Source organism: Holospora obtusa F1 (assembly GCF_000469665.2).
Classification (GTDB): domain Bacteria; phylum Pseudomonadota; class Alphaproteobacteria; order Holosporales; family Holosporaceae; genus Holospora; species Holospora obtusa.
The window spans coordinates 1-23,418 of the sequence record NZ_AWTR02000070.1; the positions used below are offsets into that span (position 1 = coordinate 1).

Genomic DNA, 23,418 nt, shown 5'->3' on the forward strand with positions numbered 1-23,418 from the left:
AATTTGAAGAGCTGTAATTTTTTGAACGTCAATGACGAGTCATTTGATCATGGCTAATTTCGCCTTGAAACATATTGGCTAAACCAGTCGATGTTGCATAGTGATTTTGACTTATCAAATAGTTGCTATACATATCAAGAAGATCCAGTTTCATTTTTTGTCCTTAAAAACTTACGGACGAAAAATATGATTATTTCAAGCAGAAATCAACTATTGCTGCGTAACATCAGCTTATAACTTTGCCAAAAGACTGCAAGCTATTAATGGGAAAACGCCTTGGCAACTTATTTTAAACCAGTGGATAATTTATCCTCAATTATTTTACAATTGATCCTAACCACTTCTTATTGGGACCAAACACTTAGATACCTGAACAATACGACTCAATAGAACATTTTTTTATTGATGGGTATTTACAATAAAAAAAAATCTATATTCTTTTCTTTGATAAGCGATCTTTAGTGGGTTAAGTGTGCATAACTTTTTGCACTGGGTTGGAATCAGTTTACCTTTTTTTATATTACTGGCGTTTATGGTCATTTTACCTCAATGGGCCAAACATCACTGGGAGTGTTATCATAAAAAGTATATTTTGGGTTTAATCGGATCATCTGTTATCGGCTCTTCTTTATTGGATCAAAAATTCACATTATATTTTGTTGATAGTTTTTGTTCAGAATATCTTCCTTTCATTTTGTTTTTAGGATGCTTATACGGTCTTTCATGCGGAATTCATGTTAAAATTTTGGCACATCCTTCACCTAAGTGGAACACGTTAAGTCTTTTTTTAGGAACGATAACTGCAGCCGTATTAGGAACGACAGGAGCGTGTGTTATTTGGGGGCACGCACTTCTTCAGCTGAATGTTCAGCGTCGATATAAAACACACACAATGATTTTTTTAATTTTTTGTGTAGCAAATGTGGGAGGGATTTTTTCCTCTTTGGGAGACCCACCTCTTCTTCTTGGATTTTTAAAAGGAGTTCCGTTTTTATGGGCAACTAAGCATTTGACCTTAGCGGGTATATATGTCTCTTCCGCATTGCTTGGGGTGTATTACTTAATAGATAAAAAAATGTATAACCGCGAATCTTTAACGAAAGATTTTTCATCTTTCTCTGTTCAAATTAAAGGGGTAAAATGCGTTTTTGCTCTGGTATTTTTAACTTTTGGAGTAGTATTGATCCAGAAGTACAGTACACAAACTTGGAAATTATGTTCAGGAAACATGTTGATTCATAGTTCAGATATATACAGAATCTCGTTCTTAAGTTTAGTTTTTTATGGAATTCAGCGCAAAAAAAAATTACTTTGTTTTTCATCTGATATTTTAAAAGAATTAAGTTGGACATTTTTTGGACTTTTTATGTGTGTCGTTCCCGTAATTCAATGGCTAAGCACTGCACAAGTTCGCGCTTTTCTTCAAATTAAAGGAAAACCAAAAATACTTTTCTGGGTTTCAGGAATGTTTTCTTCTTTTTTGGACAATGCCCCCACTTATATGCTGTGCGTAGAAATCGCCGGAGGGTTTCAAAAAATTACGACAAACGAACTGAAGCATGTTGCTTTTGGAACGGTCATGATGGGAGCTATGACTTACCTTGGTAATGCACCAAATTTATTAGTAAAAAGTATTGCAGAACATCACGGAGTGCTTATGCCTTCTTACGCTGATTATATGAAATGGTCGTTTTTAATATTATTTCCTATTTTATTTGTTTTAATTCAATTAATACCAAATATTTCTATAAGTTAAGTGGACAAGATGCACAAGTCTCAGTTTGTTTTTTAAAAAAATTTTCCTTTTCTTTTTTCAAAACTGGTGTTCATGTTCACGATTTCCGAAAAAATATTCAATTTAAGGTTATATATAGAGTAATTTAGCACAAAAATAAGATTTGAAAAAATGCGAAAAATAGCCTTGTAAAGTTTATCAAACTAGTTAATTTAGTTCTTAACCCATCTTTTCATATTAGCCTAAAATTTCTCTATTGGATTCAAATCGGGTGAGTATGACGGTAAAAAGATGAGTTGACAATCTACAAATTTGATCAACTTTTTCGTTCTTTATGAGCTATGAAATGCAACATTATCCATTATTACAATTTTCCCAAGTTCTAATTTCGTAATTGTTTAATCCCCACAACATGTGGTTTGGATTATGATTAAAATTTGAATTGTTACGTTCAAGTTCTAACATGATAATATCAAAGGGGAGCTGATACTTCAATGATTTCAGCTTTCTTTGATGATTATAATAAAGCACACAAGTCATCATATGGCGCTTTAGCTCATCAAGATTTTTGTAAAAATACGCTTTTATTGTGTAGTGTTTGAGGATTCTGTTGCTGATTTCGACCTGAGCGTTGGTTCAAGGATGCTTGAATTTGGTGAGCCTGTGTTCAATGTTATGCTCCTTTCACATCACATCAAAGGCGATGCGTTTTGTTTTTTGGCCTCAGGTGTTGCGCAAACAGTTCATAGGTAAATTGCACCCCATTGTCTGTGAGAATTTTCGTTATTTTAAAAGAACAATGGGCGATCAGATTTTTCAAAAATGCACTTGACTCGTTAACCGACATCTTTGAATGCAGTTCGACATAAACGTACTTTGTGGCTCGCTCAATGGCCTACAAAAAGGTAGCTTTTCCCTTGATTTGTGAGAACTTCTGTACTGTAAATATGAACAAATCCAAAGGGATAAATTTCTTTTTTTCAGGAGTCAACACTTCTTTTTTGGGTAAGACATCTAGACCATTTCTTTTAAGGCATCAATGCAGATTAGAGCCCATGAAATTAAAAATCTTCTCTTTCAAAGCGCTATAAACATCATCAAGCGGAAGCTTAGAAACGCGCCTGAATTCACACACAATCTCTTGCTTCTGTTTTAGATAAAACGCTTTGGCTGCTCAGGTCCAGAGCGTTTATCTTCAACACAACCGGATTTTTTACTTCAAAACTAAGGCCCAGACGCTTTGCTATTTTTAGCGACGCTCTGTACAGAGTTTTGTATTTCTTTTCGGACTCAAAGCTTCGTCTTGGCATTTTCATGCAGTATACTTCCCATACATTATCCTCTTTTAGTTCCTTATAGGTTATACCATAAGAATGTGAAACTAAAAACTTAGCAGATTCCGTCTTCATAGATGTTTACAGCGCCATGGTTGTTCTGTTTTACCTAAAAAACAAGGCATAATTTCTTGCTGAATTTCTTGCTGATAAAAAAATTTAAGCAATATCCTATTGGTTATTCACATAGAATAGAAGACGCGAGAACAGTTGAAGGCAAGGTGTATTTGTACGTTGCAAAGGCAAGGTGTATTTGTACGTTGCAAAGGCAAGGTGTATTTGTACGTTGCAAAGGATAGGACATCTAAGTTTTCCTATGTAGAGCTTCATAAAACCCAAACTAAGATGAGTGCTGCTAAGTTCTTACGTCATCTTATAAATGCTGCGCCCTATAGAATACATAAAGTCCTCACCGATAAGGGCAGTCCATTTATTCATCATAATCACCATAAACATGCAGTTACGCATATTTCAGCGTGTCTGTAATGAAAATAACAGTAAGCATCGAAAGACCAATGGACAGATAGAACGGATGAATAGAGCTTTAAAAGAAGCAACTGTGAATAATTTTTATTATGCATCTCATGGGATCAGCTCAAACAGCATCTGCATGCTTATCTTATGGCTTATAACTTTGCCAAAAGACTGCAAGCTATTAATGGGAAAACGCCTTGGCAACTTATTTTAAACCAGTGGATAATTTATCCTCAATTATTTTACAATTGATTCTAAGCACTTCTTATTGGGACTAAACACTTACTTTGCTTGTTGAAACGAAGCACCTTACATGCATCGCTTTTTTGTGCTTTGATAATTTTATTTTTTTTTAAATTTTAGTTTTATAATTATTCTTATAAAAAATTTAATCAAAAAATATGAAAAATTGTAAAAAAATAATTATAACGTGTTTGGGGATGTATTCTTTTTTTTATCAAAGCGCTAAAACGACTCCTGCTGTTAACGATTTAAAGAACACAATATTGAATAAGGTCGTTTATTTTATGGACAAACTTAACAAGGAGGCCGCAAAAACAACTGACCTTTTAGAACAGTACAAAAGTATACATCCTGTTTTTTACCCCTCTTTTGATGATTTTCAAAATACTCAGTCTAAAAATTTTGACAAAAATGCAAAAATAACTGACCTTTCAGAACAGTACAAAAGTATACGTCCTGTTGTTTACCCTTATCTTCCAATTATTTACCCGATAAATCTATCTGTGAATGAAAAAAGTACACTTACAGAGCTTATTTTCGATATCATTAAAAACGTTTTAACGTATTATCAGAACTTTGATAAAGAATGGGTTGAATTTTACAAACAAAAAAGGGACTCACAGAATCAATTTGGTCACAATAAGAAAAAAAACAACTCATCCCCAAAACAGGAAGAATTGGCTTCAAATCAAACAAGATTACAAACGACTCATGACTCGAAGTATGGGAACTTTTATAAAACGACTCTTCCTGATATACTTTTGGATGAAATTTTGAGAAAAAAAGATAAATTGTGTGACTCTGGCAATAGTTATGAAAGATGTCAAACATTACTCGAATTGTCTGTTTCTGATCTTAGAAATTATACTGCGTGGTGATTTTTAATTTTTTTGAAAAAGTGAGAATGATTATAATTTCGAGAATTTTGACGTTTAGATAGATTTATGTCAAAATACGAGTATATTTTCGTATTAAGGTCATCAGCAATATATTGCAAGAAGTGTAATTCCGAAAACTGCATAATGAACGGTATAGTACGAAAGGTTCAGAGCTATAAGTGTAAGGAATGAGGTTATACCTTTGTTGAAGGTGACAAGAGGGGCAAAAGGAAAACGGCTGTCAAAAAAGCCTTATGCGTCATTTTATACTCTTTAGCTAAAGCATCATTCTCCTTCTATTATATACAGGGGGTGAGGGCAGAGATAGAAAAAATACAAGAATCTGAGGTTTCAGGTCACATTCAAGCAGTGGAATTCAATGAAATGTGGCATTTTTCCAAAAAAAGTCAAAAATTCTGGATTATCAAATCCGTTGATCATAGCACACGAAGAACTGTTACCTGAGTTGCAGGGAATCGTGATTCAGCAACGTTCAAACGATTTTATGAAAAAGTCAAACATCTGAAAAATTGCACATTTTATACTGATGACTGGGATGCTTTTTCTAAAGTCTTTACCAAAAAACCGCTATAGTATTGGAAAATCAGGCCTGTATGCATAGAGCAAGATCGTAGTAATACAAGACATCACCTAGGACGCATGATAAGATCTACTAAAATAGTTTCCAAGAAGGAATCTATGGTATACAGATCAATTAAGCTTTGGTCTGCGCTTACGACACCAAAAATCTTTAATCACTATCAAAAAAACACAGCTATCTACCTTTAGGTGAAAACTCTCATAATTTCTTTGATTTTTGTTCACAATTGTTAAATAATGGGGAGTTTGATTTATCTTTCTTGCAACGGGTTTTTAACAAAAATACAAAAATCATTTTTGTTTAATGAATAGTTCGGAAAAATGCTCTATGATCAATATTCTTTTCTTTTTATGACAAAGTGATATTTTTTACACTTGATCTCAAAAAATTAATTCTTGAAGATTTTATAAATCAAATCTGTTGCACTTTATGAAGCTAAAAAAGACGTGATCGATAGTCTTGTATACATTATGGAATATTACTTCATTAATTTTCCCCTCTGTTTGAAATAAAAAATACGCATGTACCGAAATACTATCTTTACGCATAATATAGTAATTTAGCACAAAAACAGGATTTGAAAGAATTCGGCAATAGCTTCGTAAAGTTTATCAAATTGGTTAATTTAGTTCTCAACCCATCTTTTCATATTAGCCTAAAATTTCTCTATTGGATTCAAATCGGGTGAGTATGACGGTAAAAAGATGAGTTGACAACCTACAGATTCGATCAACTTTTTCGTTCTTTGTGATCTATGAAATGCAGCATTATCCAATTTGCCCAGGTTCTGATTCTATAACTTTTTACCCAAGCTTCAAATAATTTTGTATGACAATAACCATTAAATACCCTCGATACTATCGATTTATGATTCACATACCCAGCGATAATATTTACCGCTCTTTTTGGCAACAAACTTTTTTCACATTCTGCGTTCTGCACAAATAGTCATCTCAATACCGCTTTCATCAATATATACAAGACTTTTCGACGATATGCCTTTTATAGTTTCTTTATATCGCTTTCATTTTTCTTGGCTCGCTTGTAAGTAGGTAAAGTTTTTTTATAGCTAAAGCCTAGCTTCTTTAACCGCCGATACACAGAAATACATACTAGCATTAAATAGTTTTGCTGTCTCTGCTGATTTTTTTATCTTCATTGGCCCTTAACATAAGCCCTTAGCTTCTCTAAGTCTATTTTTCCCTTTATGGCTCTAATGCCCCCTGCTTCTTGGTACCTGATCCACCACCTACTTGCGCTACTTCTTAGATGTCGTGTTTTGAGTGTTACAAAATTTAATATATTCTATTACTCGTTTCCTTAGATCTAAGATGTATTGTTTCTTTGTCATTTTCTCTTAAAATAGTATCTTCTTGTCCCGTTTTTAAGCTAAATTTCTGTATTGATATTATTTCGCGACTACACTACCTAAATTGACGTTTACGTAAAGGCAAGTTATGTCTAGAAAAAACGCTCAAATCGTATGTAGCAAATTAAGTCAAGAATTACGAAGACAAGTGTGGTTTTTAGAAGAAAGTTCTAAAATTATACAATTAAGAACAGCTCCCTTCCATTACAAGTTCCAGGCTTTACTTATATTCGCAAAACTCAATTCAATTTACTCTGTTTATCATGTTTTTAAAAAATATGCCCTCTATTTTTTTGCTACTGCTTAGTTATTAACTCGTGGAATCCCATGATACATAGGTGTTTTTGATTTTTTGGATCGTGTGAAAATTTATTTTGTAGACAATTTGCAATGTGGACAGAGCCTAAAATAAAGACTCTCAGATTTTATCAAAGAAAATTTTTTTGATCCGTGAATCTAAATACCTGATATTATTTATCTTCTTAAACGTGCCTACTCACATTATAACTCCTTGAAAATCCAAGCCTCATATACCTGAACTCTATGTATCTAAACTTCTTTCTACTTTTTTTTGCAATTTTTCGAAAGCAACAATAGGAATCAACAAAAAACTCATCATCACAAGAGCTAGTGCGCAAGCAGCTGGCCAATCATGATTAACAAAAAATTCGTACCATAGCAATCTCCCGATCGTAATACACTGTTTTCCACCCAAAATTTCCGGAATTATATATTCTCCAACAGCAGGAATAAATACTAAGCTAGACCCTGCTAATATCCCGGGAGTTGAAAGAGGGAGAATAATCTTCCAAAAAGCTCTCCAAGGACGACATCCCAAGGTATAAGATGCTTCTAACATTGTGGCATCAATTTTTTCTAACGTAATGTAAAGCGGAAAAATCATAAACGTCAGATAAGAATATACGATCCCCAATAAAACAGCACCTTGATTATGAATACATCGAAAAGGACCAATACCTAAATATTTCCATAAAATGAAATTAATAAATCCGTGCGTTGAAAGAATATTGGTCCAAGCACACATCCGCACTAAAAATGAAGACAAGAAGGGCAATGCAACCAAAATAAGTAAAAACACACGCCAGGGCTTAGAAAATCGAGTAATGACATAAGCCATAGGGTATCCCAACAAAAGAGAAATAACCGTAGAAGAAAATGCAAGGTACAAAGAAGTAAAGTATGCTTTTCGGTAGAGTGCCTGTGAAAGGACTCTGTAATAGTTAACAAAAAACAACCTAATCTCAATACCATAATTTTCTGTGTAACGAAGTAAAGGAGTAAAAGGAGGTGTATCAATTTTAGGCTCAGAAATGCTAATAATGATCAATATCGAGATAGGGATAATCAAAAACATTCCAAACCAACCATAAGGAATCATAACCCAAAACGAACGCCATTTATGACTAATATAGTGAAAAATATTGATAATTTGATTGAACACTTAAAAAAACTATTTTTACAATAATACTATCTTGAAAAGAATAGCAAATTTCTTAAAATAGTACAATAGATCAGAAGCAATTTACTAAGGTCGTTGATGAAATTAAAACTTAAATTAAACATATTTTTATGGTTATTACTTATGCTAGGCGGTCAAGCTGTTAATTTTCAATTTAATGAAAACGCAAAAAGCGAAGAGATAAAAAAAAAATTGCTTAATGTGAATTGGAAATTAGAAGAAGACGTAACGAGCGTTATTTTAGCTTTAAAAAATGAAGCGGGACGATTGAGTCGCTCTGATCTTTTAAAAATCTTAGAAGAGATGATGAAAAATGCAAAAGACATGCCTCTAGTTCAAGATTTTTTTAAAAAATGGGTTTTAAGATCAACTCGGTTAGATAGAAATATAGCGCATTTTGTTGAAAATTTAATTTATAAAAAAATTTTTTCTCAAACCTTTGAACCTTTAAAAAAAGAAGAGATAAAAAATTCGGTTAACCTTTCTCTGCAATGGGTTTCAGATATGCAATTTTTAGATGGGTATGGTCGTCTTTTGTTCGATTTGCTATCAAAAAAATTCAAATTTTTTGATCACCCTCAAGAAACACAGGAAAAGCTATTATTGCAAGTTAATAAGCTGAGACACCAAGAATTTAGTAAAGTTGTGAGTAATTTTTTTGTTTCTAACGAAAAAGTTGATCCAAACGATTTAGAAATATTAGATTTACCTAAAATCGTAGAAAGCTTAGATTTTAATCAAATTATGTGGATCATTTTGAATTTTCAGAAAGAAAATGCTTCACAGATTATACAAAAATTAGCTTTTCCGAGCAACACGCAATTCAAAAGCGAAAATTTTGCTAAACTTTTAAAAGCTCTCTTGAATTCTAAACAGAAAGTCGTTTCAAAAATTTTGGAAATGTTGGATGTGTCCAAAATTAATGAATTAGAGGAAGAGATGTTTACTCTGGTTATAGAAGCAATTTCAAGATCTTGTCAAGCCACAGCCTTAAAGCTTTTAGAACAACTAAATTTTTCAAAAATTAATAAATTAAAACCAGAATATTTCGCGCGGGTAGTTCAAGCAATTTTGTATTTTCATCAAGAAATCGACGTAAACGTCTTAGAAAAATTAGATTTATCCAAAATTAATACACTAGAAGAATGGAGTTTTTCTCGAATCATACAGGGATTTTTAAAATTGGATCAACCTGTGCCTTTAAAAATTTTTGAAAAATTAAATTTCTATAAAATCAATCGATTAGAGGATTGGAATTATGCAAGAATTTTGCAAGCTCTTTTACGCTCTCATCAAAAGATTCCCTCAGAAATTTTACAAACAATAAACTTATCTAAAATCAATTCGTTAGAAAATAAAAATTTTGCAATAGTTGTAGAAGCCATTTTATCCTCTCATCAAGATATTGCGCTACGATCTAATCAAAATATTGCGCAACGTGTGAATTTTTCTAAAATTAATGCATTAGAACAGAAACATTTTTCAAAAGTAGTACAAGCGATTTTATATTCTAAGCAAAGAATTGCTCCACAAATTATTAATATGTTAAATTTTTCTAAAATTAATTCATTAGAGGGGCAATATTTTGCTAAGACGCTACAAGCTCTTATAGAATCTAGATATGAGATTACTCAACACATTCTGAAAACAATAGATTTATCAAAGATCAATACATTAAATAGCCTTGAGTTTACGCAAATGATAGAAATGCTTTTAGAATCTGAGCAAAAAATCGCTCTACATATTTTGGAAACCGTAAATTTATCTAAAATAAATGAATTAGATGGGAATTATTTTGTGCGAGTAACGCAAGCATTGTTAGATTCAAAGCAAAAAATTGCTCAAAAAATTCTTAAAAAATTAAATTTTTCTAAAATAAATACTTTTGAAGATCAGGATTTTACTCAAATAGTATGCGTATTTTTAGAATCTAATAAAGAAATTTCAAAACAAGTCTTAAAAACAGAGGTCAATTTTTCAAAAATTAATGAATTAAAAGCACAGGATTTTTCTCAAATTGTCTGGACGAGTTTAGAATCTAAGCAAGAAGCCTCTAAACAGATATTAAAAATATTAGATTTTTCTAAAATTAATTTATTAAAGAGTAAAACTTTTGTCCAAGTCGTATGTTTTCTTTTGGAGTCTGAGCAAAAAATAGCTCAAAAATGGTTAGAAAAGATAGATTTATCAAAAATCAATCTACTGGCGGGGGAAAATTTTTTCTACATCATACAGGGAATTTTAAATGCTAGACATAACATTGAATCTAAACCGGTTGAAGCGATAATCAACGCGTTAAATATAGAAGAATTGAAAAATCAAGAAGCTACTCCTTTAGTGCTTTTTATGTTACGATCTAGAAATAAAAATTTTTTACCACTTATTCAAAAAATTTTTGGAATAAAGATACAAAAAAATAACTTTGATAAATTTATTATTCTTTTATTAAAAAATAACAAATTTCAAGATTGTTTAAATAATCTCACTAAAATGAATATTTTCTATTTTGAATTCTTAGTCAATCAAATACTTCAACATAATTTATTAGAAATTCCTGAATTGCGTCATTTTACAAATCTTTGGGCGCCTAATTTTTTAAAAAATTATGTAAGAAAAATTGAAATTGACCAAACATTAAAGCTTATTACAATTATTTCTGGAGATTTAAAGATAGAAATTTTAGAAAAAATGGCTTTAGAAGATCAGTTTGTTGATATTACTTCAGCTCCTGCTTATGAAACAAAGAAAGTGCGATTCACAAAAGAACAAAAAACACAAAAATTGCTTTTAGAAGCGCTCTCTTTAGTTGATCAAGAAAAATTTTCAAATAGAATTCTTAAAATAATAAAAGAAAAAAAAGGAACAAGCTATGCAGAAAATTTCTCAAAAACTCTTGATGCATACATAAAAAATAAAATCCCTCAAATCGAATGATAAAAATATTCTTCTTATTGGAGCTACTGCATAAAGATCAATTTTAGAAAAAGAGATATAGCAAATTAAGTAGAGGGTTGCGCTTAAAAAAATTTCTAAAAAAGCGCACAGTCTACCATAACTTCTACCACGAGCCTTAATATTTAGTCCCAATAAGAAGCTGGTTAGGATTAATTGTAAAATATTGAGGATAAATTATCCACTGGTTTAAAATAAGTTGCCAAGGCGTTTTTCCTTTAATAGCTTGCAGTTTTTTGGTAAAATAAGCCATGAGATAAGCATGCAGATGCTGTTTTAGCTGATCATGAGATGCATAATCAAAATTATTCACAGGTGCTTCTTTTAGAGTTTTATTCATCCGTTCTATCTGTCCATTGATCTTTCGATGCTCACTGTTATTTTTATTACAGACACGCTGAAATATATGCGTAAATGCATGTTTATGGTGATTGACTGCCATTATCAGCGAGAATTTTATGTATTCTATAGGGCACAGCCTTTATAAGATGACGTAAGAACTCAGCAGCACTCATCTTAGTTTGGTTTTTATGAAGCGTTGCATAGGCAAACTTAGATGTCTTATCCATTGCAACGTACAGATACGTCTTGCCTTCAGCTGTTCTCACGTCTTTTATATCTATATGAAAATTAATCAACAGGATATTGCTTATAATTTCTTTTTATCAGCAAAAAATTATGCCGTGTTTTTTAGGTAAACAGAACAACTATGGCGCTGTAAACATCTACGAAAACTGGATGCTAAGATTGTTCCTTTCAGGCTATATAACTCATCATCTAAAGGTAATTCCGTCATCTTACGAAAAGTGACAATTGCTTCTTCATCAACTTTGCACGCTAGATTTGATCTTCTTAGGCACATCCCCATCGGAAGATTTTTTGTATATTCCCTCTTCCTCCATTTTATGATCGTTTTTGGATTAACATTAAACCTTGCAGCTGATTTTGCTATGCTCTCTTGACTATTACGAATCTCTCTACGGGTGACTTTCTGTTGTTCTGGCATTTTCATGTAATAGTTATCCTATAAGCTTTTTTCCATACGGTGTGGTCTTCATAAAATACACCAGAATTCTCTGAGACTAAACAAAAGCATCTCCTTGTCCCGTTTTTAAGCTAAATTACTATATATCCTTAATTTACGAAGGTAGTATTAATGCACCAAAAGCACTCATCCCAAAATATTTCCCCATTTCTGATACATTTACATAAGGTGCAACATTTGGTGCTCTAATTCTTCCTTTCTTACCACTACTTTTTTTGATAAATACTGCCCCTGTGATGTATACTTCTTGTCCCCATTCATCATAGTATTTAAGGAAATTTCAAACTTTATCGATGCGCTACGGTAAATACTACCTGTTATTTACGCGCACTATTACTTTCTTTCGAAAATCTCGGATTCATGAGTATTGTATTGTTTCTTAAATATAGTTTCATCTTTTGATACGGCTTTAGCTATAAATCTCAACTTAATTTAATACAAAAAAAGTTCTATAATTCGGGGGCGTATTTTCAAAACCTTCACAAATTTTTTTGTGTGACGCTTTTTCCCCAATGATAAAAGTTTTGTTTTTCAATCATGCCAAAATCATCATTTCTCCACATGAATCTTGCAAAAATCTGGAAATCACATGACTTTCGACAATCAAAATATTTCTAAAAACCTCAAGAAGATTTTATTCTAAAATGATTTGCTCTTTTTTGAAGCCTGATATCAAATTGGACTATGCTTACTCCAAAAAGACGCTCTCATGTCCTGAAATTTTTTCTAATCTTTATGAATCATAGACATGGAGGGATTTTTTTGGTCCGTTACTCCACTTTACTTGATATACCCATTCCCCGCATAACTGCTTGTATTGACTGTGATACACTTTTAATAAGGAAAACCTATAAATTAAAGTAAAATTTGACGTAATTTGATAATGCAGATTTAAAACGACGTAGATTTAAAAATTCTCTTAATATAGCGCTAATACAGCAAGAAACACCGTAGGATAAAATTTGAAGAATTTTAGAAGAATAATGTATTTTTCGAAATTGACGCCCCCCTCTTGCCTTAATATCTGATTCTCCGTGATCATGATGATGAGCTATTCTAGGCTCTAATCCGGTAAATACTAAATTCCATCTCCACGTTTGTGTATAATAATCATCTAGCTGAAACTGCATGGGAAGGCTGTATTTTAATAATTGTTGTGCACTTTTTAAATTTAATAAATATGCTCCGGCACAGTATACTTCCCGACCGTACACACACAGGTTATGTTCTAAAACGGATCCAACACTTAAAGGTATTCCGTTTCCACGCAAAGCAAAACTACAAATATCCACATGATTTTTATATTTATCCAAGATTCCGAACACAGCTTGGGACAATTTTTTAGGACAAAACAGAATATCATCTTCAAAAACAATCATCCAGGGTAATTCCTGCTTTATCATGTACTCCCAAGCAAAACGATGAGTTAAATAGCACCCAATCGTTCCCGAGCTCGGAAACTTTCCTGCGTAATGTCGAGCATACACGCGACTATCGACCAGAGCCTCTTGAACTGGGCTGGAAAGCATGTTTCCATCCTGGGCTTCTAATCGATCAATTTTAAAAGGCAACTCAACAGCGTACGACATAAATTCTTTATAACGTCGAGAATTACATGATAAATTCAGAACAACACCTGATAAGATCCCTTTTAAAGACTTTTCGTCATTCCAAGACATAAGACCAAATCGTGGCTGGAGGAAAATTATTAAAAACCCAACATTTTCGTGTTTTTTCTAAAGGAAAACACTGACTTCTGATAGAGGTAAATGGACTGTAAGTAAATTGTAAAAATTGCCCCTTTGATTTTAGGACCTTAAAACATCCCCTTAAAATTTCTTTTTGTACCAAATCTGGAAAATTCAGCATAGGTAAACCTGAAACAACGACCCCGATATTCATACTTAGTTGCTCTGCTTTTAAAGCTTCTTCTAAAGCGCACGCATTTCCCAAAACTATTTTTGCTTTAGGAAATTTTTTTTTCAGATACATTCCTAAATTTGGATCAATTTCGATACAAATTAAGCGATGCTCAGGAATTCCTGCTTCAATCAATGCCTGAGTAAAGCGTCCCGTACCTGCGCCTAATTCCAAAATTTTTTCTTGAGAATTCAAGCCTTCTAACGCACACTTTGCCATTGCCCTGGCTAACGCTCGAGAACTTGGAAAAAGTGCTCCTAGCTGTTTTGGGTTTGCCATCCAACGACGAAGAAAGAACCATCGTTCTTCCCAATCTGATTTTTTAAATATTTTAAACAAAATAATACATATGCTAATTGCTCATTTGTTTATACGCGAAGAACGTTCAAAAATCAATCTGCATTCTGAAAAGAATAGAAAATTAAGTTTTTATTAATACCTTGAAAAATATTATCTCTTTAAAATTTTAATTTTGAGTTTTTATTAATTCTATTCTATAAATTATGGAAATTACTTATAAATCTATCAAAAAAATTAAGAAAATGGACTAGAAAAAAAAATAAATACCATAAAATAAACGACAGAAACTTTTTTTGAATTGCCACACATTGTGATCGATACCTACATCATAAATTTAGAGCGAGCAAAAGAACGCTGGGATAAAATAATCACTCAATTATCCCCGTACCCTGAGTTTCGTATCAAAAAAATCATCGGAGTAGATGGAAAATATGAGAATTTTTCTAAGATTCATCTCGATTCGAATCAAAGTATTCGATATTTTGGGCAAGCTTTAAGCAGTGGAACAATTGGATGTTATTTAAGCCATGTAAAAGCTTGGAAAACGTTTTGTTGTTCTGGAAAAAATTATGCATTCATCTTAGAAGACGATGCCAGTTTTAATCCTTTGTTAGTTCTGTATCTTTTAAAAAAATTAGGAATATTTCATGAAAATTCTTTAAATGACACTCAAAAAAGTGATTGGGATATTTGCAGTTTACAACTTAATCATAGAGGAATGCCTTTGCCCATTCAAAATTTACAAAACGGATATGAACTATGCACTTACTTAACTTCCGTAACGGGAGCAGGTGCGTACGTGTTAAGTCAACATAGTGCACAACGTTTACTATACAAAGCATTTCCTATCATCTTGCCTGTTGATCACTACTATACAAAATCTCATCGACTAGATCTAAAATTTGTAGGCATAGAACCTAGAACCATAACTCAATCAGCGGAATTTTCCTTCATTGAGCGTATAGGGAGAGAGCGACTTAAAAATATTTCTTCTTGGAGTCGTATATTTTGTGGAATGCGTAGGGTAAAAGAAGAACTGCATCAATCTCTTTATAATCTAAAATGGGCTTTACCTTTATATTGCAAATATCGATTTTTTAAATAAATCACTTTAATTTATTACGAAATAATAATACACCTGCTGTGTACGTATCAATTTTATAGAAATTCGTGTGAATAGTAGTAAATTAAGCTGAGCTTTGCGAATAAGGCAAAGCACGACGATCATGGTCTGGTATTCGCGAATAAATTTCTTGATAAACTATAGTCAATTTAGCTTAAAAACGGGACAAAAAGATACTATTTTGAGAGTTTTGACGTTTAGATAGTTTTATGTCAAAATACGACTATATTGTCGTATTAAGATCATCAGGTTTTATGTCAAAACTCTCCTTTGATGATTATAATAAAGCACAAAAAAAGCACAAAAGTCATCATATGGCGCTTTAGCTCATCGAGGTTTTTGTAAAAATAAGCCTTTGTTGTGTAGTGTTTGAGGATTTCTGTTGATGACTTCGACCTGAGCGTTGATCCAAGGATGCTTAAATTTGGTGAGTCTGTTTTCAATATTATGCTTATTGCACATCACATCAAAAGCGGTGCGTTTTTTGCCTCAAGTGTTGCTCAAGCAGTCCATAGGTAAGTTGCGCCTCATTGTCTGTGAGAATGTTCGTTATTTTAAAAGGACAATGGGCGATCAGATTTTTCAAAAATGCACTTGACTCGTTAACCAACATCTTTGAATGCAGTTCGACATAAACGTACTTTGTGGCCCGCTCAATGGCCTACAAAAAGGTAGATTTTCCCTTGATTTGTGAGAACTTAGGTACTGTCAACATGAACAAAATCCAAAGGGATACATTTTTTTTTCAGGAGCCGACTCTTCTTTTTTGGATAAATATTTAGTCTTTTGAGGCATCGATACAGATTAGAGCGCATAAGATTGGGAATCTTCTCTTTCAAAGCACTATAAACATCATCAAGCGGAAGCTTAGAAACGCGCCTGAATTCACACACAATCTCTTGCTTCTGTTTCAGATAAAACGCTTTGGCTGCTCAGGTCCAGAGCGTTTATCTTGAACACAACCGGCTTTTTTCCGCTTCAAAACAGTTTTAATAGTGAAGGCCCAAACGCTTTGCTATTTTTAGCGATGCTCTGTACAGAGTTTTGTATTTCTTTTCGGACTCGAAGCGTCGTCTTGGCATTGTTATGCAGTATACTTTCCATACATTAGCCTCCTTTAGTTCCTTATAGGTTATACATAAGAATTTGGAACTAAACAGGTAAAGACATACAAAAGGATAGAAGCCTACGGTCATACATTTCTTTACCTTCCCTGATCTTTTCCAAACCTGAATACCATAGAAAAAAATAGACTCATGGTCAACACGTTCGGGATACTTAAATGTTCTATTGATAAAAAATTTAATATGACTTTTTTATACTGTTTTAGTTGTATATTTAGAATTTTAGCTATATTTTTTTTCCTTATTGTGGTAAAGCGCTTCTGTGATCGAAAACTTTTTATACGTATACACTTTTTAGGAAATTTTTATTTTTCTGAAAAAATAAGAGAATATAGACTGCGTCAAGACTACATTATGAACAGGTGGCTAAATAGGAAAGATGTATAAGATATTGATTTAATTCTTTTAAATTTTCAAGATAAAGTGCATATGCAAGCTTAGCTTGATCCTTAGCGCAGTGAGGTTGGATTAAAAAATTTTGAATATGCTCTGTTAAACTGTGTATATCCCTTGCAACGCAAGAGGCGCATTGCTTAATAAATGGAGCATACAGTTCAGGGCAGTTATGAACGTAAGGTCCGTGAATTACCGCGCATCCCTTTGAGATAGGCTCTATAAGATTGTGCCCTCCTATGGGGTTAAAGGAGCCTCCTAAAACGCAAAACAACGCGTGTTGGTAAAATCTTTGAGTTTCCCCAAAGATATCGATAACATATATTGGAGTATCTTTTGAAATTTTTTTCTGTTTTGACCAATAGACTGAAGCATTGGGAAAATCTATAAATTGATGTGGGTGTCTTGGTATCAAAATAAGTAAAAGATTTGGGCTTTTCTTTCTTAACATTTCGTGAACTTGCAAAATAAGTGGCATTTCACAGGCATGAATGCAAGAAGCAAGCCAGTAAGATCGTCCTTCAAAAAAAATATTTTTTTGATGCCACGCTTGGGAAAAATTTTTAAGATTTTCAGGGATTGACATATCGTCAAAAGAAGAAGCGTATTTTAAAGAAGGGGCTAAATAAATAGACATTTTTCCAAAAGATGCTTGCAGTAAACGTTTTTGTGTTTGTATAGAGGAAGTAAAGCAAATTGAAAACAAAGAAAGTAATTCGGAAAAAAAACGACTACAAATAGTCCATCGATCTAAACTTTTTTCAGAAATATGGGTATTGACCCCGATTAGAGGAATTTTACGTTTAAAAGCTTCATAAAGTAGGTTTGGCCACCGCTCAGCTTCTAAAATAAACGCGCAAGAAGGATGCCAGTGACGGAAAAAACGTTTTACATACACTATGCTATCGAAAGGAGCCATTTGATGAATAAGTCTGGGAACTCCTTGAATATACGTACATGCTCCCAAAGTTTGTGTAGTTACAAGCACATAGAAATCTTTATGATCTTGAAGGATTTTTTGTGCGATACTAAGCGCCATACGCGCTTCTCCCAAACTGGCTGCATGAATCCATACCACATTTCCGGAAGGACGTTGATGATTTGTGATTCCAAAGCGTTGCTTTATGCGACACGCAGTTTCTTTTTTTATCTGCAGTCGTTTTTTTGCAAGCAACCAAAGAAAAGGAAGCGCCAATACAGAAAGACCACGGTAAATAGATAGTACACTTTTAAAAAATAAAGATGGATTAACACAGAGATTTACTTTTTTTTCGTGATGTTCCATAAAATTTTCTACCTTTATCAAAAACGAAATCTGATTGCTTTAATGATCAGTTTACGCTTGCCTTTTTTTTAAAATAGAACACTATATTAGATTCGTAAATATCAAATTTCTTCGATTTCTTAAGTTTGAGATTTTCTGGTTAAGTCATCCTTCGTTCTCAAAAAAAGTTTTCTTCCTTTCTTTTCGCCCCCCCTCGTTCATGTTTATGATTTTTACGATAAAAGTCAATTTAGATAAGGTAAATAAAGTTGAGGTTTGTGAATAAATAAAGTACAATACTTAGTTAATAGAAGATAAGCTCTCTGCTAATCGATATAAAAAGGTTATGATTTAAGCTGACTTGCGTAAATGGGGAAGTAGGTTATGGGCTTTTGATACTTGGATAAATGCTTAAAATCTTAAGATAAAGCGTGGTCTAGCCAAGTTTTCTTCTTGCTTCCATAATGAATCAACAGGTACAGGGCCAGAGGACCAGCACTCATCTTTATCCATGATACGCAAGGCAAATGGCATAGAGCTTAGTAGCCAAAACCCACAAGCTGCAACATAGCTTTCATTGTATTTGGCGTCATCAATGATAGCCTCAATTTTGCTTGCAATCGTCTTTCTATACAATGACTCAAGTTCTACAATTTTTGGCGCACCAACAGGTTGGGAAATTCATCCTAAAATAAGTTGCATCTAGCAAGCTATTTCCAGGCCCTACCCACTCAAAATCAATCAGCTGAAGTCTTATCCTTATCTTCATGGTCACATACGTTTTCAGGGCAAATATCGACATGGGTTAGTACATAAAAATCTCCTGGGCTTAAGATCATTTTTATAACATTTATCGCATCTTGTTTTACTTCATTTGTAAAAGCAATATCAAAGTTATTACAAATAAGCTCTAATTTAGGGATCAAATCTTCTTCGTTCCACTTAATGCGGTATTCTAGAGTTTCCCTCTTAGGATGGGCAAACACCAATAGTTTATCATATTCCTCAAGACGCTCGTAACTTGCCATATCAAAATGCGCAAGAGATTTAGTAAAGCGCTTAAGCGCGGCTATTGCTTTATCAGGATCAGATTTAGTTAAACTATCAACAAGGCTGATATGCGTGTCACCTAGATCTTCAAGTAAGATAAATCTAAAACTTTGGCTTGCCCCTAAAAATTTAGGAATACTGTGATTAATGTCGGACCCGTTCAGAAATTTAAGCCCTGCAAAATCTCTGGCGAACCTTGCCAAAATACCTTCATCGGTAATTTTCTGATTTTTGTCAAAGAGCGACTGTTTAAATATAACAGATCACGTTTCATTATTATCTGAGGATAAAAACAGACGTGCAATTTGATTCCGTCTATCAGCTTCGCTTAACAATTGGATATCATTAATTTTCACTTCAAGACCAAGGTGATCTTGCAAAGCCTGAAGTATTGCCTCGAGTAAATCTGGTTCCAGATCATATCCTAAAAACTACCTTATTGTGCATGTTGATAAATCACAGCATCAATTAAAAAACACATAACTAACATAATATACGCACAAAGTGTTTGCCTGTCCAGTGCATAGCTTCTAGACTAAAATTGAGAGAGGTGAGCGTCTTTTTTTAGAGTATTAACTTTATATTAAGATCGATCATATAGGATATGATTGACTTATTCTGCTTAAGTAACGGGAATTTAACTTAATATTGGGGTATTCATGAAAACGATCACAGCTTCGGAATTAAAGAAAAAACTGGATAAAGATGAGGTTCTCCTTATCGATGTGAGAGGGCCTGCTGAGCATAGGAGTGAGTGCATTGATGGGGCTTTCCTCATACCACTTGGTGAAATCAGTATTGATAAATTACCCTCAACCAAAAGGCCTATCGTTATTCATTGTAGATCCGGCAAAAGAAGCGCTGACGCTTGTGCAAAACTTTTAGCCAGCACCCCTTCTTTAGATGTTGCTTCTCTTGAAGGCGGTATTGTTGCTTGGAGCCGGGCTGGTTTTAATGTTAAAAAATCAGGCTCCACTATTTTACCTCTTGATCAGCAAACCCAAATTGCTACAGGATTCATAGTATTTTCCGGAACAATTCTTGGAACGTTGATCAACCCTACCTTCTATATACTGCCAGGCTTTATAGGCGCGGGACTAATGTTTGCTGGGCTTACGGGCTGGTGCGGCATGGCAAAATTACTGGCAAAAATGCCATGGAATAGGTAAATATGGAACTGCTCGGTTACATCGCCTTAGCTGCTATGGGCATTACGTTAGGCCTTGTGGGTGCAGGCGGGTCTATTTTAACGATCCCTATTTTGGTTTATTTACTTAACGTTCCCATCATTCTTGCCACAAGCTATTCTCTGATTGTGGTGGGATCTACAGCATTTATGGGGCTACTGCGTTATCGTCATCATATTCTTTTTAAAAAAGCTGTCGTGTTCTTGATCCCTTCTGTTTTTGGGGTATTTACAGCACGCCACTTTATGATTCCCGCTTTGCCGCATACTATCGGGTCTCTTTTCATTGATAAAGCTCTTGTCGTTTTACTCCTTATTTTCATGAGTGTTGCCGGTTACTTCATGATAAAAAACTCTCCTCTTGATGCAAAAAATCATCTACCCAAAAATCAAAATATTAAAGTTATTCTGATTGGGTTAGCCTTAGGAATAATCATGGGGCTTCTTGGTGCAGGAGGAGGTTTTTTGATTATCCCAACGCTTGTGCTCCTGATGGGCTTTACCATGCAAGAGGCTGTTCCCACGTCACTTTTTATTATTACCGTTAATTCAGTGATAGGTTTTGCTGCCGATCAACATCAGTTCATGGCAGATGATTGGAGTAATTTAGCGAAGTATTTAGCGCCAGCCTTCTTTGGGATGCTTACGGGGCTCTATATTGCAAAATTTATTCAAGGAGAGAGTTTAAAAAAAGCGTTTGGATATTTCGTATGGGTCATTGGAATAGCAATACTTATAAAGGAATTTATTTTATAAACCACATTTAACACAAAAGAAGGGAGGCATTTATGACCATTAACATCAAAACTTTTTTTGATCCTGATACAGCAACTTTTACACATATTGTAAGCGATCCAAGTACACAAAAGTGTGCCATTATCGATTCAGTTCTTGATTACGATCAATATTCCGGCAGAACTAAAACCAAGTCTGCGGACCAAGTCATTTTCTATATCAACGAAGAAAAACTATCCGTTGAATGGATTTTAGACACCCACATTCATGCAGATCACATTACAGCCTCCCACTATTTAAAAGAAAAACTAGGAGGAAAAATCGGGATTGGTGCAAAAATCAAGGATGTTCTTGCCCTATGGGTTCCTATTTTTAACACAAACAAAGATACAAACCTGGATGCCTCTCAATTTGATCATCTCTTTGAAGAGGCGGAAGTTTTTAAACTTGGAACTATCGATGTAAAAGTCCTGCATACCCCAGGCCATACACCGGCATGTTCCAGTTACCTTATTGAAGATGCAATTTTTGTGGGGGACACCATTTTTATGCCTGATATTGGAACGGCGCGCACTGATTTTCCTGGCGGAAGTGCAGCAAGCCTCTATGATTCTGTAAAAAAAATATTAAGCCTTCCAGATGAAACACGCATCTTCATGTGCCATGATTATCCACCTGAAGGACGAGATGTGGCATGGCTTGCAACCGTTAAGGAGCAAAAGGAAAAGAATGTCTTGCTTCATGACGGCATATCAAAAGAAGAGTACGTTGCTGTGCGCAATAAACGGGATGAAGGAAAAGCTGTGCCCAAATTACTGCTTCCTTCTATACAAGCAAATTTAAGGGCCGGTACTTTTGGTGAACCAGAAGAGAACAACGTAAGCTATATCAAAATACCGGTGAATAAAATATAGAGATGTCTTAATAATTTTGAAGAAATTCGCGTTTCAATATATGTTCCAATCACTTCTTAATTCAAGAAGCCCAAAGAGATAAACTCCTCAGGGCTTTTCCATATTAGCTCTTCAAGCAAATACGATTTACAATCATCATAAAGCAGCTTAAAGACAAGAAATAGAGAGGCATTGGCAGCAACGTCCCATCATGTAGCAATCCCATAAATAATGTAAAGAGCGAGATCAGGCAGTAGTAGAAAAATCCAAACAAGCTGGATGCTGTACCAATTGCATGTTTATAATCCGCAAGTGCTAATGCAAGAGCATTGCTGGTTGCCATACATATTCCAAAAGCACATCCCATTTGAGAAAGAATAGTAATCGCTATCATTATATGGGAATGCAAAGCAAATAAATTATGATTTATCGTTGCCACGCAACTGAAGATCGTTGTCGCAAAAGCAATGATCAAAAGTCCATAGCCCATTATTTCTTTAGAAGAAAGTTTATTCTGTAATCTTTTAGAAACGATTTCACCAAGCATTGTAGCGACTGCAATAACTGTAAAGCTCAGACCATAATGACTTGGAGAAAGGCCTAGACCTTTGATGAGATAAAATGACCCTTCCGCAAAATAACTAAAGAGAATCCCATTACATCCGGCCACAATAAGAGCGAATCCTATCACCTTTTTGTCTAGCATAAATTGCGTTGCAATATTCCATGCAGAAACCTTTTTGCGAAAAGCATGTGGATGTGTTTCTGGCAACTTATACACTCACAAGAATTGTTACAATAAGCGCAAACATGGTCAAGAATATGAAGATGTTTCTTCACCCAAATATTTCCGCGATAAGCTCTCCGAATAAAGGTCCAAGCGCTGGAAATAAGGCAAGTGCGCTACCGGTCGCAGAATACACTCTTCCAAGGGCGGGGCCATGGAATGCATCTCTGCAAATTGCTTGGCCAAGAACGCTCCCTATACTGCCGCCAAACGCTTGTACTCCGCGACTGATCATCAACATTTCAATTGAATTTGAAAAATAGCAACCAATGCAACCGACAATAAAAACTAGTAAACCCGCTATAACACAGGGCTTACGACCTAATTTATCAGAAATTTTACCCCAAAATAGAGTTCCAAGAGCAAATCCAAAAAGATAGATCGTCAGTGTATACTCTACCATCGCTTCGCTTGTTCTAAGTGCATGCGCTATATCAGGCAAAGATGGCGTGTAAACAGTTTCAGAAAGTTGTGGAAGCCCCACAATAAGAACAATAAGCCAGATTTCTGGTAATAAAACATGTGTCATAAA

General features: G+C 34.1%; 23 protein-coding genes and 2 pseudogenes. 10 read left to right on the forward strand and 15 right to left on the reverse strand.

The genetic code is table 11. From position 1 onward, the window contains the following. Positions 1 to 31: 31 nt before the first annotated feature. Positions 32 to 154: pseudogene (locus tag P618_RS08865) on the reverse strand (IS701 family transposase); the annotation flags it as partial. Between the two features lie 318 nt (positions 155 to 472). Between P618_RS08865 and P618_RS03980 the strand changes: the two are divergent. Then, a complete protein-coding gene (locus P618_RS03980) occupies positions 473 to 1,756 on the forward strand; it encodes a sodium:proton antiporter (RefSeq protein WP_021827749.1) in 1,284 nt (427 codons plus the stop codon). A 221-nt stretch (positions 1,757 to 1,977) separates the two neighbouring features. Here P618_RS03980 and P618_RS09385 read toward each other — a convergent pair whose 3' ends face one another. Then, positions 1,978 to 2,055 (reverse strand): transposase, encoded by a 78-nt coding sequence (locus P618_RS09385; protein ID WP_420805324.1) that lies wholly within the window; start codon positions 2,053 to 2,055, stop codon positions 1,978 to 1,980. Between the two features lie 34 nt (positions 2,056 to 2,089). Continuing rightward, positions 2,090 to 2,275, reverse strand: a complete 186-nt coding sequence (locus tag P618_RS03985; RefSeq protein WP_156918999.1) for a hypothetical protein — start codon at positions 2,273 to 2,275, stop codon at positions 2,090 to 2,092. A 54-nt stretch (positions 2,276 to 2,329) separates the two neighbouring features. Here P618_RS03985 and P618_RS07910 point away from each other — a divergent pair, with 54 nt between their 5' ends. Continuing rightward, complete coding sequence (locus tag P618_RS07910; RefSeq protein ID WP_021827751.1) at positions 2,330 to 2,488, forward strand: hypothetical protein; 159 nt, start codon at positions 2,330 to 2,332, stop codon at positions 2,486 to 2,488. 374 nt (positions 2,489 to 2,862) lie between these two features. On the opposite strand, the gene P618_RS03990 is transcribed toward P618_RS07910, so the two are convergent. After that, the gene (locus tag P618_RS03990) at positions 2,863 to 3,144 is read right to left on the reverse strand and encodes a hypothetical protein (protein ID WP_021827752.1); all 282 of its coding nucleotides are present in this window, start codon (positions 3,142 to 3,144) and stop codon (positions 2,863 to 2,865) included. Between the two features lie 839 nt (positions 3,145 to 3,983). Between P618_RS03990 and P618_RS03995 the strand changes: the two genes are divergently transcribed. Both P618_RS03995 and P618_RS07915 read left to right on the forward strand, forming a co-directional pair. Next, on the forward strand, positions 3,984 to 4,664 hold the full coding sequence (locus P618_RS03995; protein ID WP_156919000.1) for a hypothetical protein: 681 nt from the start codon (positions 3,984 to 3,986) through the stop codon (positions 4,662 to 4,664). A 379-nt stretch (positions 4,665 to 5,043) separates the two neighbouring features. Next, entirely contained in the window at positions 5,044 to 5,190 is a 147-nt protein-coding gene (locus P618_RS07915; protein ID WP_021827754.1) for a hypothetical protein, read from the forward strand. A gap of 730 nt (positions 5,191 to 5,920) precedes the next feature. On the opposite strand, the gene P618_RS09390 is transcribed toward P618_RS07915, so the two are convergent. Further along, complete coding sequence (locus P618_RS09390) at positions 5,921 to 6,040, reverse strand: transposase (RefSeq protein WP_162147078.1); 120 nt, start codon at positions 6,038 to 6,040, stop codon at positions 5,921 to 5,923. A 1,135-nt stretch (positions 6,041 to 7,175) separates the two neighbouring features. After that, positions 7,176 to 8,096: an ABC transporter permease gene (locus tag P618_RS04005; protein ID WP_021827756.1), complete on the reverse strand. Its 921-nt coding sequence runs from the start codon at positions 8,094 to 8,096 to the stop codon at positions 7,176 to 7,178. A 96-nt stretch (positions 8,097 to 8,192) separates the two neighbouring features. On the opposite strand from P618_RS04005, the gene P618_RS04010 reads away from it, so the two are divergent. After that, entirely contained in the window at positions 8,193 to 11,048 is a 2,856-nt protein-coding gene (locus P618_RS04010; RefSeq protein WP_021827757.1) for a hypothetical protein, read from the forward strand. 136 nt (positions 11,049 to 11,184) lie between these two features. On the opposite strand, the pseudogene P618_RS04015 reads toward P618_RS04010, so the two are convergent. The 3 genes and pseudogenes from P618_RS04015 to P618_RS04025 all read right to left on the reverse strand — a co-directional run. Then, positions 11,185 to 12,085: pseudogene (locus P618_RS04015) on the reverse strand (DDE-type integrase/transposase/recombinase); the annotation flags it as partial. Between the two features lie 874 nt (positions 12,086 to 12,959). Then, positions 12,960 to 13,790 carry a glycosyltransferase family 25 protein gene (locus tag P618_RS04020; RefSeq protein WP_021827761.1) on the reverse strand — a complete coding sequence of 277 codons (831 nt, stop codon included), beginning with the start codon at positions 13,788 to 13,790 and terminating at the stop codon, positions 12,960 to 12,962. After that, positions 13,777 to 14,370 (reverse strand): class I SAM-dependent methyltransferase, encoded by a 594-nt coding sequence (locus P618_RS04025; RefSeq protein WP_021827762.1) that lies wholly within the window; start codon positions 14,368 to 14,370, stop codon positions 13,777 to 13,779. The genes P618_RS04020 and P618_RS04025 overlap by 14 nt, the downstream gene beginning before the upstream one ends. A gap of 259 nt (positions 14,371 to 14,629) precedes the next feature. On the opposite strand from P618_RS04025, the gene P618_RS04030 reads away from it, so the two are divergent. Both P618_RS04030 and P618_RS07920 read left to right on the forward strand, forming a co-directional pair. Next, positions 14,630 to 15,436 (forward strand): glycosyltransferase family 25 protein, encoded by an 807-nt coding sequence (locus tag P618_RS04030; RefSeq protein ID WP_084024591.1) that lies wholly within the window; start codon positions 14,630 to 14,632, stop codon positions 15,434 to 15,436. Between the two features lie 387 nt (positions 15,437 to 15,823). Further along, the gene (locus P618_RS07920) at positions 15,824 to 15,973 is read left to right on the forward strand and encodes a hypothetical protein (RefSeq protein ID WP_021827764.1); all 150 of its coding nucleotides are present in this window, start codon (positions 15,824 to 15,826) and stop codon (positions 15,971 to 15,973) included. A 459-nt stretch (positions 15,974 to 16,432) separates the two neighbouring features. On the opposite strand, the gene P618_RS08870 is transcribed toward P618_RS07920, so the two are convergent. From P618_RS08870 to P618_RS04045, 4 genes are all read right to left on the reverse strand, one after another. Beyond that, complete coding sequence (locus P618_RS08870) at positions 16,433 to 16,558, reverse strand: hypothetical protein (RefSeq protein WP_024161189.1); 126 nt, start codon at positions 16,556 to 16,558, stop codon at positions 16,433 to 16,435. A 372-nt stretch (positions 16,559 to 16,930) separates the two neighbouring features. Further along, positions 16,931 to 18,256: a 3-deoxy-D-manno-octulosonic acid transferase gene (locus P618_RS04035; RefSeq protein WP_021827765.1), complete on the reverse strand. Its 1,326-nt coding sequence runs from the start codon at positions 18,254 to 18,256 to the stop codon at positions 16,931 to 16,933. 390 nt (positions 18,257 to 18,646) lie between these two features. Beyond that, a complete protein-coding gene (locus tag P618_RS04040) occupies positions 18,647 to 18,871 on the reverse strand; it encodes a hypothetical protein (RefSeq protein WP_021827766.1) in 225 nt (74 codons plus the stop codon). Between the two features lie 101 nt (positions 18,872 to 18,972). After that, a complete protein-coding gene (locus tag P618_RS04045; RefSeq protein WP_021827767.1) occupies positions 18,973 to 19,488 on the reverse strand; it encodes a hypothetical protein in 516 nt (171 codons plus the stop codon). Between the two features lie 456 nt (positions 19,489 to 19,944). Here P618_RS04045 and P618_RS04050 point away from each other — a divergent pair, with 456 nt between their 5' ends. The 3 genes from P618_RS04050 to P618_RS04060 are packed head-to-tail and all read left to right on the forward strand — an operon-like array spanning position 19,945 to position 22,120. Continuing rightward, on the forward strand, positions 19,945 to 20,454 hold the full coding sequence (locus P618_RS04050) for a rhodanese-like domain-containing protein (protein WP_021827768.1): 510 nt from the start codon (positions 19,945 to 19,947) through the stop codon (positions 20,452 to 20,454). Between the two features lie 2 nt (positions 20,455 to 20,456). Further along, the gene (locus P618_RS04055; protein WP_021827769.1) at positions 20,457 to 21,227 is read left to right on the forward strand and encodes a sulfite exporter TauE/SafE family protein; all 771 of its coding nucleotides are present in this window, start codon (positions 20,457 to 20,459) and stop codon (positions 21,225 to 21,227) included. A gap of 32 nt (positions 21,228 to 21,259) precedes the next feature. Continuing rightward, a complete protein-coding gene (locus P618_RS04060) occupies positions 21,260 to 22,120 on the forward strand; it encodes an MBL fold metallo-hydrolase (RefSeq protein WP_021827770.1) in 861 nt (286 codons plus the stop codon). A 103-nt stretch (positions 22,121 to 22,223) separates the two neighbouring features. Here P618_RS04060 and P618_RS07370 read toward each other — a convergent pair whose 3' ends face one another. Continuing rightward, complete coding sequence (locus tag P618_RS07370) at positions 22,224 to 22,871, reverse strand: MFS transporter (protein ID WP_156919001.1); 648 nt, start codon at positions 22,869 to 22,871, stop codon at positions 22,224 to 22,226. Between the two features lie 64 nt (positions 22,872 to 22,935). After that, positions 22,936 to 23,415, reverse strand: coding sequence for an MFS transporter (locus tag P618_RS07375; RefSeq protein WP_021827772.1), 480 nt, complete (start codon positions 23,413 to 23,415; stop codon positions 22,936 to 22,938). Positions 23,416 to 23,418: the final 3 nt, after the last annotated feature.